This is a genomic window from Peribacillus sp. NPDC094092 (assembly GCF_050279365.1).
Classification (GTDB): Bacteria; Bacillota; Bacilli; order Bacillales; family DSM-1321; genus Peribacillus.
In genome coordinates, this window is the sequence record NZ_JBNNUC010000001.1 from 783,786 (window position 1) to 799,517 (window position 15,732).

Annotated in this window: 12 protein-coding genes; 1 reads left to right on the forward strand and 11 read right to left on the reverse strand. The window is 40.2% G+C overall.

Going from position 1 to position 15,732, the window contains the following annotated elements:
- Positions 1-226: 226 nt before the first annotated feature.
- The 6 genes from ACQKNS_RS03715 to ACQKNS_RS03740 form a co-directional block, all read right to left on the reverse strand.
- Positions 227-1,468 carry a M20 family metallo-hydrolase gene (locus tag ACQKNS_RS03715; protein WP_427641255.1) on the reverse strand — a complete coding sequence of 414 codons (1,242 nt, stop codon included), beginning with the start codon at positions 1,466-1,468 and terminating at the stop codon, positions 227-229.
- A 68-nt stretch (positions 1,469-1,536) separates the two neighbouring features.
- A complete protein-coding gene (locus tag ACQKNS_RS03720; RefSeq protein ID WP_427641256.1) occupies positions 1,537-2,226 on the reverse strand; it encodes a DUF1028 domain-containing protein in 690 nt (229 codons plus the stop codon).
- A gap of 94 nt (positions 2,227-2,320) precedes the next feature.
- Positions 2,321-2,752, reverse strand: coding sequence for a RidA family protein (locus ACQKNS_RS03725; protein ID WP_141994127.1), 432 nt, complete (start codon positions 2,750-2,752; stop codon positions 2,321-2,323).
- 32 nt (positions 2,753-2,784) lie between these two features.
- Complete coding sequence (locus ACQKNS_RS03730; RefSeq protein WP_427641257.1) at positions 2,785-3,375, reverse strand: FAD synthetase; 591 nt, start codon at positions 3,373-3,375, stop codon at positions 2,785-2,787.
- Between the two features lie 28 nt (positions 3,376-3,403).
- A complete protein-coding gene (locus tag ACQKNS_RS03735) occupies positions 3,404-4,867 on the reverse strand; it encodes a 4-hydroxyphenylacetate 3-hydroxylase family protein (protein WP_427641258.1) in 1,464 nt (487 codons plus the stop codon).
- Between the two features lie 82 nt (positions 4,868-4,949).
- A complete protein-coding gene (locus ACQKNS_RS03740) occupies positions 4,950-5,462 on the reverse strand; it encodes a flavin reductase family protein (protein ID WP_427641259.1) in 513 nt (170 codons plus the stop codon).
- Between the two features lie 360 nt (positions 5,463-5,822).
- On the opposite strand from ACQKNS_RS03740, the gene ACQKNS_RS03745 reads away from it, so the two are divergent.
- Positions 5,823-7,142, forward strand: a complete 1,320-nt coding sequence (locus tag ACQKNS_RS03745) for a hypothetical protein (protein WP_427641260.1) — start codon at positions 5,823-5,825, stop codon at positions 7,140-7,142.
- A gap of 588 nt (positions 7,143-7,730) precedes the next feature.
- Here the strand turns inward: ACQKNS_RS03745 and ACQKNS_RS03750 are convergent.
- The 5 genes from ACQKNS_RS03750 to ACQKNS_RS03770 all read right to left on the reverse strand — a co-directional run bounded on the left by ACQKNS_RS03750 (position 7,731) and on the right by ACQKNS_RS03770 (position 15,708).
- Positions 7,731-8,915: an acetyl-CoA C-acetyltransferase gene (locus tag ACQKNS_RS03750; protein ID WP_427641261.1), complete on the reverse strand. Its 1,185-nt coding sequence runs from the start codon at positions 8,913-8,915 to the stop codon at positions 7,731-7,733.
- Positions 8,916-9,494: 579 nt separating this feature from the next.
- Positions 9,495-10,343, reverse strand: a complete 849-nt coding sequence (locus ACQKNS_RS03755; RefSeq protein ID WP_427641262.1) for a 3-hydroxybutyryl-CoA dehydrogenase — start codon at positions 10,341-10,343, stop codon at positions 9,495-9,497.
- 56 nt (positions 10,344-10,399) lie between these two features.
- The gene (meaB, locus tag ACQKNS_RS03760) at positions 10,400-11,434 is read right to left on the reverse strand and encodes a methylmalonyl Co-A mutase-associated GTPase MeaB (protein WP_427641263.1); all 1,035 of its coding nucleotides are present in this window, start codon (positions 11,432-11,434) and stop codon (positions 10,400-10,402) included.
- A complete protein-coding gene (gene scpA, locus ACQKNS_RS03765) occupies positions 11,435-13,615 on the reverse strand; it encodes a methylmalonyl-CoA mutase (protein WP_427641265.1) in 2,181 nt (726 codons plus the stop codon).
- Positions 13,612-15,708 (reverse strand): methylmalonyl-CoA mutase family protein, encoded by a 2,097-nt coding sequence (locus ACQKNS_RS03770; RefSeq protein WP_427641267.1) that lies wholly within the window; start codon positions 15,706-15,708, stop codon positions 13,612-13,614. The genes scpA and ACQKNS_RS03770 overlap by 4 nt, the downstream gene beginning before the upstream one ends.
- Positions 15,709-15,732: the final 24 nt, after the last annotated feature.

A 15,732-nucleotide genomic window follows, 5' to 3' on the forward strand; every position in this document is an offset into this window, starting at 1 on the left:
TAATAGAATTTAACTCTATTTAATCTCTAAAGCCATACTTATTTAATAATAGAGGGCATTACTCTATCATTTTTTGTAAAAAGTAACGAACCGAGCAATATTTCTAATAGAAAATACAGCAAGGAGCTTATTTGTTTAAAAATGTAAATATCCTTCATGAAAAATTGGAGCCATCATGTAAAGCTTGCTATACTATTTGAAAACTTGAACTCTAAACTGTGGATTTCTACGTCAATTCCCGATCAATTTTCATAATTCCCTGCAAAATTAAGTTACCGGCTTTTTCAATATCCTTAGGCAGACTGTATTCTTCTGGGCAATGACTCTTCCCATCAATGCTTTTCACGAAGACCATGGCTGATTTTGTAATCAGTGCCATATGAGCTGCATCATGTATCGCCATACTGGAGAACGTCATAAAAGGTTCTTCCATCTCCTGAGCTGTGCTTTGTAATATATGAACAATATCCTCATCTAAAACAACTGGTTTTTGATCAAGAAAAACTCGGTGCTGTATGTCCACCTTTCTTTTTCTGGCGATTTCTTCCCAAGCGCTCTGTATTACGTTGACCTTATGTTGAATCCCCTCTTCTGTTTCTCCTCTGACTTCATAGATAAAATCAACTTGTCCTGGAATAATATTTGCCGCATTCGGAAAAACTGTCAATTTGCCGACTGTTCCGACTACACTGCTGCCGCTTTCTTGGCAATGACGTTCCATTTCAAGGATCATTTCAGCTACAGCAGTCAGTGCATCCTTCCGATGTTCCATCATTGTCGTACCGGAGTGATTAGACTGCCCGATAACCCTTACTTTACTTCGATAGGTTCCGACAACTCTGTTGATGACCGCCATGGATATATTTTTACTTTCCAACCGCTGCCCCTGTTCAATGTGCAGTTCAATAAAACCCTTTTTGTCTTTTCCCATTTCCTTCATCATCGGGAATTTATCAAGGCCTCCCCCAGCTTTAATCAGTTCATCACTAAGCCGGGCACCTGTTGAATCAAAGACATCTTTCAGCATCCCGATTTTCAATCGGCCGACGAAAGAACGGCTTCCGAACGTTGATAAGTTAAAATCATTCGATTCTTCAGCCGTAAATGAAACGATTTCCAAGTCATGGTCAAGAATCACGTTATTTTCAATTAATGTTTTAATGATTTCTTTCGCCATTAGAACACCTAACGGGCCATCATACTTGCCTCCATTCGGAACGGAATCAAGGTGTGAGCCAATGACAATACTGCCAAGTTTTTTTCCATTCCCCTTGCGCCTTCCCCAAATATTAGCGGCCCCGTCAATAGTGACCTTTAAATCCATATCCTCTAATTCCTTAATAAACCGTGCACGCACTTCATGATCGGCTTGTGAAAAACTGGGCCTTGTCACCCCTCCTTGATCATTTTTTCCGTATTCAGCATACTTCTTAATGTCCGACATTAATCGGTCAATATTGATTTTCACAGCTGCTCACTACCTCCTTTCTCCTAGGAACTCCAAACTGGCAAGCGTCACCTTTTATTCGTCACTTTTTATTCGTCACCTTTTACCCCATAAGAAGGTGCTAGATCCGGCTCAATTGCCCTAGATTTATAATTTTCTGCTTGCGGACTATAAATTTCCCATAGTTTTTTCAAATCATTTAGTGGATCATCGCTATAATCAACACGCAGATCTACAAAAGCGAAAGGAGTATCCGGATGATAGACCAAGAGTGCAATAGAATGTTCTTGATCAAGCTCCCCTCCCATGTTAAAACCGAGTTCAAGAGAGGAAATTAACCGCTCAGGTAAAGAAAGGACCTTCCGTTCAAGAAAATGTTCGCCCATCGCTTTTGGGATTTCTGGATTGCTTAACAGATTTCCTATGCTGGCAACATTATCTGCAAAATAGTCTCCGTGTACTCCAAGCGCTTTTTCACCTGTAAACACCCCTGATTCCCCGTTGGCATCGACAACAGCCAGCTGTCTAAAATCAGGAAAATCCGAGGCTGCCACCATTGTCCGAATTGACGCCTGGGCACTGTAACCTTTTTCCAAAGCTGAAAGTCCTATGTCCGCTAGTCTGGGATCTGTGACATTTTGTGTCAGGATGACACCTATATTTGATTTGACCCAAGGACATCTTGCCCCAACAGCGGGGCTGCTGGAAGTGACAATAGCTCCTAATGCTCCTGTTGAAGGGCAACGTCCTGCCACGGAAAACGTACTTGTTATGCTCATTTTTAATCCTCCCTTGAGAAAATAAGGAGCAACAAACATGATTCTTTACAATAGTTGCTGCTCCATTCATTTAATTTATATTCGCCATATCCCCTTATTCCTTACTGCTAATAATGGCTTCAACGTCTATTTCCACAAGCATTTCAGGAAGAGCCAGCCCATTGACGACAAGTCCTGTACTAACTGGATATACGCCTTTAAAATGCTTAGCAATAACAGCGTAGGCTTCTTTTCGATAGGAACGATCAGTGACATAAGTCGTGAGTTTGCAAACGTCTTCCATTTTCCCCCCTGCTTCTTCAAGCAACTGCTTGATGCATCGACAAGCATTCTCTGTCTGTTCAGTAACATCATTCTCCCCGTGAAAATTACCTTCCAGATCAAATGCAGTTTGCCCTCTCATAAAAATACGGTTTCCAGCACGAACAACCATAGAAAACTCATTTGCTACGTGATGAGATTCCTCCCCCATATCGGCTGGATAAAATTTATTCGTTTCAAATTTACGGTATCTTTTAATTTCCATTTTTCTTAATTCTCCCTTGCTTTTTATTTATATTAATGAATTTCCAACCTATTTTTTCTGCCACATGGGTTCTCACGCATTGAAATCATCGTGAAATACTCGGCCCCTAGCAGCTTTTTTGCCAGAGGGTAGTTTCCTTGTTGCAAAAGCTGGCGAATGCGTGAAGAGGAGATCATTTCACCTCGTTCACATGTCAGGGGCTGTAACACTTCCACTTTAAAATAACGGCGTAATACTTCGATGGTCCCCTTTCTATTTTTTCCAAATAAGAAGTTAGGGCCTTCCCAGATTTCAATGGGATTTGTTTCTTTTAATTCTTCAATGAATACTGAAACTTCCTTTTGAGTAAACGCTTCATCAAATGGACCGACTATAACATGGTCAACTCCTAGCATTTCGAGGCGCTGAAGCTTCTCTTCCACTGACATTAACAGTTGGCAACCTTTAAAAAAGACTTTTGGAGGGGGATCAAAAGTATATACAACAAAAGGAACTCCAAGCTTCATGGCCCGTTCTTTTGCCTTTAATAGCAATGCTTGATGCCCCCTGTGGATACCGTCGAGTGCACCAATCGATAGAACCGATGCAGAAAGCTTTAAGGTACCTTGTGTATGTATTTCCAATGAAAACTTCCCCTTTCTTTATTTAAGATTACTGATTAGTAACAGTAATAGCTGCGTTTAAATCCGCTGCTTTACGAACCATTTCGCGCTGTGCTTCCATATCGAAGCTATTGAAAACTGACATCTGTTGAGCAAATGGAGGACTTTGAGCAAACAATTCAAAGGTAGTTCTATGCCCTGCATAAGAAGAATTCAAAAGGTCTCTCGCAAAGTATAGTAATTTTCCTCTTTCTTTCGCACTCCACTCACCAACGGAATAGTACTTATCTACATATTCTTGAATCGCTGGATCTGCAAACGTTTCGGAATCCGGTGTAACGGCCAGCTGTCCTCCTACGAGTTCCCTCGTTAAATGCGCCATCGCCGGGAAATTTGTTAGTGCAAATACACGGCCAGTATAAAGAAGAGATTGATTAGGCATCATTAAACCGCCGGGGCTTACTTCCGCATTTGCAACAGCAGCTGTTAAATGAGCATTAATTCCTTCACGATAATTAATTAGCTGAGATATTTTTTCCCTTACTGCCTGCAGTTTTGTCAGACCTGTTTGTTCAACGTTCAATAAAGCCGTTCCTAGCAAATAATCTGCTCTGCGCAATACTCTAAGGACGTAGTTAAAGGCAGAATACCGATGCAGTGTGGAACGAATGTACGCAGCAGAGGCCAAAGAACGATGGAACAAAACGTTTTCCCATGGAATAAGTACGTTATCGAATATTAGCAATGTATCAATTTCTTCAAATTTTGTAGAGATCGGATAATCTGTATCATTTTTTCCTGTCCCGAGGGACGTACGGCAAATATGCTTTAATCCAGGAGCTCCCATATCAGCGATGAATCCACAAGCAAATGGCGCCATTGTTTCTTCACCGGCTTCCCAGTTCAAGATAGTCGGTTTAACGAATGCCTGGTGAGCATAGGCGGCAGCCGTTTCAAACTTCGCACCTTTTACGACAATTCCTTTATCGTTTTCTTCAACAACATGCAACAGGGTTCCGCCATCTTTTCCGCTAAAAAGTTTGCTTCGGTCACCTTTTGGATCCGTATTGGCGGAAACATGGAACAAGTCTTCTCTTGCGACTCGATCGATATGCTTCGCAATATTTTTCGCATAAGTAGGGTTAATTTCATTTAATTTATCCTGTGCGTCATATAAGGACCACATTTCACCTATCGTTTCATCACCAACACGGTATACAACACCGCCAAGATCATCAAGTACAGTTTCCACGTGATTGCGTATTCCAGTTAAATCTTCTTTAGTCTTAGGAGCTTTATACGCTCGTGAAACGACTTCGCCATCTTCCAATCGAGTTGTTAACTTCTCCTTATTTTCAGATTCAAAGGCCATGTCATACATTCTTGCTTTCACATCAACAATCGGTTTAAACGATGGGTGTTCAGCTACATTTGTGACCCTTTCCCCATCGATGAATACTTCCCTGCCGTCATTCAATGATTCACGATATTGCTTACCAGTCATTAAAGCCATACTATTTCCTCCTGTTAGATGATTTGTTATCTACTTTTCATTTTGAAAGGATTTAGACAAACAGCCTAATTTACTTGCGGTTTTAAGCTTTCTTAAACGAACCAAATTCTCCTTTGAAATACACGAGCGGATCCCCTATGAGTGCATGGGCTTTTTGAACCTCCGCCACAAAGATGGAATGAGTACCTCCTGTTACTTCTTCGACCACCCGGCATTCAATTTGGGCAAGTGTGTTATTTAAAACAGGGTTACCCAGTTCGCCATAGGATATTTCCACACCTTTGAACTTCTCAGTGTTCGACCTGGCAAACTGCATCGCAAGCTCCCCCTGGTTTTCCGCAAGAATGTTCACGGTAAAAGATCCTGCATTCGAAATAGCATGGCATGTGCCCGTATTTTTATTGGCACATACAAGTAGCATTGGAGGCTCAAGAGACACCGAACTAACTGCGCTGGCAGTAATCCCATAATCTATTTCACTTTCCCTTACTGTAATTATCGATACTCCGCTGGTGAAATGACTGATTACATTTCTAAATGATTCAGGACTCACCAACTGTAATGATTGATTATCCCGAGATGAGCTATTACTCATAAAATGCTTCCCCCTTTTTATTTAAGGAATTATTCTCAATGTATTCCTTAAATAAATCATAAAAAAAATTCAGTTGAATGTCAACTGAATTTTCTAACAATTCTTATAATTTTATTTTTTTGATTCATCCATTAAATTCCGTTTCTATTAAAGGAAGAAATGCTGCTTGTTGCAATAGAGCAATTCATTCAACATATATACTAATGTTTACTATAATTGTTATAATCAATTAAAGAAAATCCTAACAAATTAGTAAGCAAAAATACTGGAATTTATCGATTCATTAATATATTTCCCGATAATAATACATAATGTTTTTGAAAAATTTGCAAGTAATCCTATTAGGTGGTGTGTTCGACTATGAAAATAAAAGCCGGAATTGTTGGTCCAAGTGACTACGTACAGATTATATGTGATATTGCAAAAGAATACTCCGATAGACTGTACCCGATTCCATTTGGATATCAAAATGCTGAAGAGGCGACAAATATCGTGAAACAAAATCAACAGTTGGTCGACATTTGGATTTTTGCGGGTCCAGCCCTCTATCCTTTTGTTGAAAAAAGCGGTTCTAAACAACCTTTTTTTTATCTTAACTTAGATGGGGCAAGCTTAACAAAAACGTTGGTGGAAGTAGGCTATAAAGATTCTAAAAGTCTTAATCGGATGAGTATAGATTTGCTTAAAGAAAGTGATGTATATGAGACATATCATGATCTCGGCATTTCATATGAAGATATTCATGTACATGAATATTTTCATGATACTTCTCTCCAGGATCTTCTTGCATTTCATCAAAAACTATTTAAAGAGGGACAAGTTGATATTTGCATTACCTGTCTATACTTTGTATACGAACAATTGAAGTTACAAGGGATTCCTGTGTATCGAGTAACCCCTACACGTAGCAACATACGTGAAACGTTAAAAACAGCGATTCAAAAATGGGAAACCCTTCATTTTAAACAATCACAAATTGCTGCTATATTTATCAAAGTAGAGAATATGGATACAAACATGAATCACCACACCATATCCTACGATTTACATCGCTTGAACTTAAAAGTACAAGATGCCGTATTAAACTTCTCCGAATCAATTTTCGGCACTTTTGTACCTCTTGGGGTTGGAACATTTGTAGTTTTCTCCACGAGAGGTTCCATAAAAGAAACAGGGCAACAAATTGGAGATCTTTTGGAAAAACTAGCTTTAATTTCTGAATTGCCATCGAATGTCGGGATCGGCTATGGAGAAACTGCATTGGCTGCAGAGGAAAATGCACGACTTGCTTTAAATCATGCACAAAATTACGATTCTTTTTGTGCATTCCTTGTTGACGATAGAGGGATTATTGAAGGTCCTCTTAAAGAACAAGAAAGCATTTCTTTTGGCTATCGAACGGAGAATAAGGAAATCAGTGAAAAACTTAAACAGTGTGGCGTCACGATTACAACACTTAACAAGATTTTGTCTGTACAAAAAAGAACGGGGAACCACTCTATAACAGCATCAATTCTTGCAGAATGGTTAAAAATGACACCTCGGAACGCACGGCGAATTCTTAATGGTTTAGTTGAGCAGGAGATTGCCGAAATAATTGGTGAAGAAGCACCTACAGCTAAAGGAAGACCTAGAAAGATATATCGAGTTAATAATGAATTGGAGACTATAACGGAATAGACCGGGGAAAAATAGAGGGCACCATATTCCTAAGGTTGGAATCCTCACATCTTACATTTCAATTAGGAGCTAAATGCTCCTTTCAAAGGGTAAATCGGAAGTTTTGTGTGTTGTATTTTTAAAGATTCAAGAAATCTTGTAGATAAACCCTACCATTAACAAAACGCCATTTAGAGCGTTTTAGCCTGTAGGCGAACTCGATAATCGAGTTTGTCTACAGCTTTTTAACGGTTTGTACAATTTGAACGTTTCCTCTAGGGACTCGCTTTCCGCGGGCGTTCCATCAACATTATTGTTTTAACTTTTATATAAACCTACTTTAGTCTACGGTTTAAATGCCATTTAGGGCGTTTAAAATTACCTACTGGGTTTGGTAGGTAAAAACAACTTAGTTCCCCCACCTATCTAATTCCGATTATCTTTTAAAGTTGATAGTTTAGGGTAGCAAATATGTCATGTTCGCAAAGTTTGGCCAAAATAAGAAAAAGAGCAATGTACTTGCTCTTTTCAGACTCAAAGATATTATAATAACTCGCTAGCTATTGGCTGCTTTCCTATTATGCTTACTTCCATAAAAGATTCACATGTTCAAATAGCCTCAATGATTACTGAGATTCCTTGCCCTCCTCCAATACAGAGGGAGGCTAGTCCATACTTCTTTCCTCGATTCCTTAACTCTAGTGCCAATGAATATATTATTCTAGCTCCACTAGCCCCAACTGGATGACCTAATGCGATTGCTCCTCCATTTACGTTAACTTTTTCCCGTTTCAACCCAAGCTCCCTTTCTACTGCAAGATACTGGGCAGAGAATGCTTCATTGATTTCGAACAAATCGATATCTTTAATATTGAGTCCAGCTTTCCGTAAAGCTAATTGACTAGCAGGAACTGGTCCAATGCCCATAATATTTGGGTCTACCCCCGCAATCCCCCAGGATATGATTCTTGCCAATGGCTTCACATTGTGATTGGTTTGAAGGAAGGATTCACTTCCAAGTATTAAGGCAGCTGCCCCATCATTAATACCACTGGCATTACCTGCCGTTACGGTCCCATCCTTTTTAAAAGTTGGTTTCAGTTTCGCTAATCCTTCAATTGAAGTATTATGGCGAATATGTTCGTCTTCTAAAATGGTTATTTCCTTTCCTTTTTTGGTGAATATCGTGACAGGGGAAATCTCTTGTTGAAATCGCCCCGTCAGTTGGGCCTTTGCTGATTTTTGGTGTGATTGAACAGCCAAACTATCTTGATCGTCTCGGGTTAGTTCATATTTTTCAGCAAGAGTTTCCGCTGTTACTCCCATCCCACATCCTATATACTCATCTCTCAAAGTCGCCCAAAGCATGTCGTCCATCTGTGGAGACTGTAAACCTGTACCAAAGCGGACATCTCGTAATACGTGAGGAGATTGGCTCATATTTTCGGTTCCCAAGGCTAGGGCGACTTCAGCATCCTTTAAAAGGATCGACTGCGCTGCCGATACGACCGCTTGCAATCCAGAACCGCATAAACGATTGAGAGTTAAAGCGGGGCTATCTACTGGAATTCCAGCTTTCAAAGCAATATGCCTGGATAGGTAGGAGGCATTTTTCGAAGTATGTATCACATTCCCTGCAAAAACATGCTCAACCTCTTCAACTGAAATATTACTTTTTTCAATGGCTCCTTTACTTGCGATCACTCCAAGATCGATGGCAGAAACATCCTTTAATTTCCCTCCAAAACTCCCGAACGGCGTCCTAGCTCCGCCTAAAATATAAACATGACTCATAATTCATTCTCCTTTATTGAAGGTTGTTTGATTCGATTTGATGGGTGGAAAACAACTTTTCCTTTTCTTTGTTTTACCTTCTAATTTTATACTGCACCGCTTCTATAGAAATTCCTGAACTACAATATCCTTCCTCGTTTGCTTTTGAAACCTGGATAAGAGCAATATCCACATTCGAATGATTCATTCATTTTGGAATTTCCGATAGATTGATCGGGGAAATAATCGCAGTTTCCTTTTTCCATTGCATTTTTCAACCCTGAAGTAGATAAAAATGTCCTAACTTAAAAATAGGGGAAAATATTCTTCTCGTTCATACTATAAAGGGCTTCCAGCTATATTTATGTATAAATCAGAACCTTTTAAACGTTTTTTCTGATTGACCAATTCTTCCACAAAAGTTTGTGGTTCGTTGCAATATCCGGTAAGAAAAATATTTTGATTAACTGAATGCTTACGAGAACGATATAATATCTCCCAATGGTTCTTATTTTCACCCTCCTTTTTTTAGTGCCCTTAACAAACATTTGAATTGCTTGATTTAAGAAACTTATTTTTATTATCAGATAAATAACTAAGCTATTGATAACTATAAAAGCCTATTCCACTCTTTTTCCCAAGATGTCCTGCCCTTACTAATTTCTTAAGTAACGGGCATGGCCGATACTTGGAATCTGCCGTTTCGGAATATAAAGTTTCAATGACGTATAACAACGTATCAAGTCCGATTAGATCTGCCAATGCTAAAGGACCAATTGGATGATTTGCTCCTAACATCATTGCTTGATCAATGTCCTCAGCACTAGCAGTTCCTTCGTACCGAAGAAAGATTGCCTCATTAAGCATAGATGCTAATATTCGATTCACTACAAACAGAGGGGCATCATGAACCAAAATACTCTTTTTTCCTAAACGATCAACCAAATTACTGATCAACTGAATAGATTCCTCCGATGTACGCGATCCTTTAATAATTTCTACTAACTCCATCACAAGGACTGGATTGAAAAAGTGCATTCCTATAACCTTATCTGGTCTGTTCGTAGAGCCTGCAATTTCCGTAATACTTAAACCAGACGTATTGGACGCCAAAACTGTAAATCCTTTACATATCGAATCAAGACGCTTGTATATTTCCTTTTTCACTTCCATTTTTTCAATAATTGCCTCAATAACAACGTCAACTTCTGACAAATCATGCAAGTTCACTGTGCCATGAATTAGCGATAATATCTCCTGAGCCTCTTTCCCTTCCATTTTTCCTTTAGTGACCTTTCTGTGGAGATTTTTTTTAATTGCATCTAGTCCTGCTTGTACATATTTTTCATCGATATCCTGAAGTATGACTTGATAACCGGCCTCAGCAACTACTTGAGCAATCCCATTCCCCATTGTTCCAGCTCCCACTATTCCTATCGTTTTTACCAAACATTTCCCCTTTCTATACTTTCTAATGGTTTATAAGGTTATATGAAAAACCTTCCTTATCCCATCTCATCATAAATATTGAATAATTGTTGGACTGCGAGTGTGGGAGAAGTATGGCCGTTAAGAAGTAATCCTTCCATTTTAGTAATGTTTTTTTTCATCGATGGATTACCATAAAATCTCGCCTTTAATTGGTCCTCTATCATAGAATGAACCCAGTCGATCATTTGTTCTTTTCTTCTTTTTCGAAAGCATCCATTCCTACTGGTAACTTGTTTATATTTCTGAATGACTTTCCAAATGTTAGATACGCCTTCACCCGTCATGGCAGACACAGTAAATGCTTTTGTTTCCCAACCCTCGGTGATTGGCTGTAAGAAATGAAGGAAGCGATTGTATTCCGCCTTTGCATTCATGGCAGCTTGTTTGTTTTCGCCATCCGCTTTATTAATGAAAATAGCATCAGCTAATTCCATCACCCCTTTTTTCATTCCTTGTAGCTCATCCCCTGCACCAGTCAGCATAATAACTAGGAAAAAATCCACCATGGAACGGACGGTTATTTCACTTTGGCCGACTCCGACAGTTTCCACGATTATTACGTCATACCCTGCTGCCTCACAAATAAGAAGGGTTTCACGGTTTTTTCTGGTGACCCCTCCTAACGTCCCACTTGACGGTGACGGTCGAACATATGCATGTGGGTGGCAAGAAAGATGTTCCATTCTTGTTTTGTCACCTAGAATACTTCCTCTAGATACACTGCTAGTTGGGTCAACGGCTAAAACCGCTACACGGTGATTTTGCTCACAGAGCATCATACCAAAGGATTCAATTAACGTGCTCTTACCAGCCCCAGGAACGCCTGTAAAGCCGATTCGAATTGATTCCCCTGTATATGGAATCAGTTCTTTCAGCACTTTTTGTGCCATTTCCATGTGTTTAGGTAAATTGCTTTCAACTAAGGTGATCGCTTGAGCAATAATTGCACGATTTCCATTCATCACACCCTGCACATAATCATCAACAGAAAGGTGTCTTCGTCTTGGCGATAAGAGTTGCTTGGATTGAATGCTTTCTTTTTCTGTCATTTAAGTAACCAATCCGAGACGACGATTTAATTCTTTAATCACCTGTTGTGCGGCAATCGGGATAACCGTTCCTGGTCCAAATATGGCAGCCGCTCCTTTTTCTATTAAGTAACTGTAATCTTGAGCAGGAATAACACCGCCAATCACGACGGCAATATCTTCACGGCCTAAACGCTTCAGCTCTTCAATGACTTGAGGAAGTAATGTTTTATGACCAGCAGCAAGAGAGCTCATCCCTAGAACATGTACATCATTTTCCACGGCCTGTAAGGCTGCTTCCTCTGGTGTTTGGAATAAGGGACCGATATCAACATCAAAACCAAGGTCTGCAAATGCGGTCGAAATCACTTTTGCTCCACGGTCATGTCCGTCCTGTCCCATCTTTGCAATCATAATCCGAGGGCGTCGGCCTTCATTTTCTTCAAATTGATCGGACATTTCACGGACAATTTTCACTTGTTCCTCTTCCCCAAACTCTGCACTATACACTCCGCTAATAGAACGAATAATTGCTTTATGTCTCCCTACTACTTGTTCGTATGCATTCGAAATTTCTCCTAGGCTCGCCCTAGCGCGAGCTGCATTTACCGCTAGCTCTAGGAGGTTTCCTTCTCCAGTTTCAGCCGCTTTTGTAATCGCTTGAAGTGCTGCTTCCACCTTTGCTTTATCTCTTTCTGCCCGGAGCTGCTCTAAACGGCGAATTTGCGCTTCACGAACAGCAGTATTATCAATATCTAATATCTCAAGAGGGTCCTCTTTTTCTAAACGGTATTTATTCACTCCAATGATCGATTCTTTACCAGAATCAATATGCGCTTGTCTTCTGGCAGCCGCTTCTTCTATTCTCATCTTTGGCAGTCCTGTTTCAATGGCTTTTGCCATTCCGCCAAGTGCTTCGATTTCTTCAATATGTTCCCAGGCTTTTTCAAGTAATTCAGCCGTAAGTGACTCCACGTAATAGGAGCCGCCCCATGGGTCTAATACGTTGGTTATCCCCGTTTCATCCTGAAGGTATAATTGGGTATTTCGAGCTATTCGGGCAGAAAAATCGGTCGGTAAGGCAATCGCCTCGTCCAGTGCATTCGTATGAAGTGATTGGGTATGTCCTAAGGCAGCGGCCATCGCTTCAATACAGGTGCGTGTCACATTATTAAATGGATCTTGCTCTGTCAGACTCCATCCAGAAGTTTGTGAATGGGTTCGAAGGGCTAGCGACTTTTCATTTTTAGGATTAAAACGTTTCATTAATTTTGCCCAAATTAATCGTGCAGCTCGCATTTTAGCCACTTCCATATAGTAATTCATTCCGATTGCCCAGAAGAAGGAAAGACGTGGAGCAAATCGATCAATATCAATCCCTGCTTTTAAACCCGTTTTGACATACTCTAATCCATCTGCAAGGGTATAACCCAACTCTATATCGGCCGTAGCCCCCGCTTCTTGCATATGATAACCGGAGATGCTAATGGAATTAAATTTAGGCATATGCCGGGACGTGTATTCGAAGATATCTGCTATGATTTTCATTGACGATTCTGGAGGATAAATGTACGTATTACGAACCATATATTCTTTTAAAATATCATTTTGAATGGTTCCAGTAAGCTTCTCCTGGGGAACTCCTTGTTCTTCAGCTGCCACGATGTAAAAAGCCATGATTGGCAGGACAGCTCCGTTCATCGTCATCGAAACAGACATTAGATCTAATGGGATTCCATCAAATAAAATCTTCATGTCTAGAATGGAATCAACGGCAACGCCGGCTTTCCCCACATCGCCTACGACTCTAGGATGATCCGAATCATACCCACGATGTGTAGCCAAATCAAAGGCGATCGAAAGCCCTTTTTGTCCTGCAGCTAAGTTTCTGCGGTAAAACGCATTACTTTCTTCCGCCGTAGAAAAGCCAGCATATTGACGAACGGTCCAAGGTTGTGATTTATACATTGCTGGGTAGGGACCTCGAAAGAATGGTGCGATTCCCGACACATAATCTAAATGTTTCATTCCTATTGTGTCCATATTTGTGTAAAGAGGCTTTACATCAATTTTTTCATAAGTCGGAACGGCTAAATTATCAAAAGACATTCCAGAAAGTTTCTCAGCATGTTTACTCCATACTTTAAATTCTCCTTCTATTTCATCTGCATATGCTAATTTTGTAAAATCTGGTTTTGTCATGAAACAGCCACTCCTTTCATCTGTAGTAGTTGACTTAATACGTCATAGCAATTTGAGCCACCATGAACAAATTCAGCTACTCCAGCCTCTTTAAATCTAACTTCATCTACTTCGCTAGGCTTTCCTGCTAATAATACGGTTATTTGTGCATCCGTTTTTTTAATAGACATTACAAGTGGAATGGCAGCTTGTTGATAGTCTTCATCTTTTCCACAAATGATTACAAAATCTGCCATGGACGCAACGATTGCCTCGGCTGCTTCTTTTATAGAACCAAATCCATTGTTTTGAATAACATCGAAACCGCCTACCTCAAAAAATCCTGCAGCAAAATCTGCTCGCACTTTATGATCTGAAATAGGTCCTAAGTTTGCTAGAAATACACTCGGTCGATTTCCAGTTTTCTGTGCCATTTCATCAATGGATTGACGAAGTTCTTCAAACTTAAGTGCACCTCTGGTTGACTTGATTGCTTTAACACAAACCGCAGCTTCTGACTTCCTACCTGTTGCTTTGGCTATTTCACCTAATGATGCACCTTGTTTTGCAGCTTGGATCGCGGCCTCTGTTTTATTTGAGATTTCGGCTAAACTTCCTACCGATATATGTGCTCGGCCTACTACTTGATTAATATGATCATTAATTTGGGGCGTTTCATTTAACGCTATCCAATCCATCCCTTTTTCTGCCAAATCCACATACATATTGGTACCAACGAATATATCTTTTCGATGAGCGATGCCCCTCACTCGCTTTGAAGCTGTTTGTTGAACCACATTTTGTGGGAATTCTTTTATTAATGACTGGAAAATCCCACCTTTTCGTTCTACTTCCTGGAAAAGCCCCCATGCCTTTTTGGCAACCTCATTTGTTAGTACTTCTACGTACCAAGAGCCACCGGCTGGATCGATTGTTCTCGCAATATGAGCCTCTTCTTTTAAAATAATGGAGGCATTCCGTGCAATTCGTCGTGAAAAAGCGGTAGACTTTTGAATCGCTTCATCAAAGCAACTAACATGAATGCTGTCAGCTCCACCGACTGCTGCAGAAAAGGCTTCTGTTGTAGCACGCAGCATATTCACATAGGGATCAAAAACAGTTTTTGTCCATGCAGATGTTCTTGCATGCATCGTCATCTTCTGGGCTTCCTCATTCCCACCAAACGTTTCTACAATTTTGGCCCAAAGAGTTCTTGCGGCCCGAAGTTTGGCAATTTCCATAAAATAACCGGAACCGATTGAGAACGAGAAACGGATACTGCTGGCGGCTTTATTTATATCAATTCCTTGGGAAGTTAGTGCTTGTAAATATTCGACACCTGTAGATAAGGAAAAAGCCAATTCTTCAACCGCACTACTTCCACCGTCATGATAGACATTTCCATGGATTAGAACCGTTTGTAAATGCGGGGTATTCTCGTTTGCCCATTTTGTTATGTCGGCCATCAATGTATAACAATCTTCCAACTCGTAAGCTAACGTTCCATTTTCTACTAGTTCTGCGAGTGGATCCATTCCTATACACCCATGTAATTCCTCCACTTTTCGTCCAGACTGTTTTAGATGAGCGATAATCAAAGCTAGGATTGGCAATGAATTTGCCCCAGCACTTACGTGAAGAGGAACATTACCAAAGTCAATATCTTTTAGTGCATCGGCTACATCGGTTACTCCTGAAATCGATAGTCCCGCTTTCCCTACTTCTGAGGTAGCTTCATTCGCATTAATTCCACGTTTCGTTGGTGTATCAAGGACGATATTTAATGAGGTTTGCCCCTTGCTAAGGTCATGCCGTGCTACTTTATTAAAAGAAGTGGGTATTCCAACATTGATTTCCTGATTAATTTCCCATCCATTTATAAGCGTTTTAGTGCCGCGAGTAAAAGGAGCCATACCTGGCAAAGACTGCAGAAAAGGAAGATTGGCGGCATCCTCCTTTCGATACATCGGCTGAAGTAAAATCCCTTCATATGTTTCTGTAATAAGTCTTTTTTCAAAAGAAGCTCCTTTTAAACATTTTTCTGTTAGGTCACGCCACTGTTCATAACTTGGGATCTCAAATTCTGAAAATTGGTCCACTATTTTTTTATCCATTTTAAGTTGCGCTAAGCATCAATC

Bases quoted from the DNA above. Each gene is read 5' to 3' on its own strand.
- meaB (WP_427641263.1), bottom strand. From the start codon at position 11,434: ATGACAGAAAAAGAAAGCATTCAATCCAAGCAACTCTTATCGCCAAGA.
- ACQKNS_RS03750 (WP_427641261.1), bottom strand. From the start codon at position 8,915: ATGAGTCATGTTTATATTTTAGGCGGAGCTAGGACGCCGTTCGGGAGT.
- ACQKNS_RS03740 (WP_427641259.1), bottom strand. From the start codon at position 5,462: ATGAGTAATAGCTCATCTCGGGATAATCAATCATTACAGTTGGTGAGT.
- ACQKNS_RS03720 (WP_427641256.1), bottom strand. From the start codon at position 2,226: ATGAGCATAACAAGTACGTTTTCCGTGGCAGGACGTTGCCCTTCAACA.
- ACQKNS_RS03745 (WP_427641260.1), top strand. From the start codon at position 5,823: ATGAAAATAAAAGCCGGAATTGTTGGTCCAAGTGACTACGTACAGATT.
- ACQKNS_RS03735 (WP_427641258.1), bottom strand. From the start codon at position 4,867: ATGGCTTTAATGACTGGTAAGCAATATCGTGAATCATTGAATGACGGC.
- ACQKNS_RS03770 (WP_427641267.1), bottom strand. From the start codon at position 15,708: ATGGATAAAAAAATAGTGGACCAATTTTCAGAATTTGAGATCCCAAGT.
- ACQKNS_RS03725 (WP_141994127.1), bottom strand. From the start codon at position 2,752: ATGGAAATTAAAAGATACCGTAAATTTGAAACGAATAAATTTTATCCA.
- scpA (WP_427641265.1), bottom strand. From the start codon at position 13,615: ATGACAAAACCAGATTTTACAAAATTAGCATATGCAGATGAAATAGAA.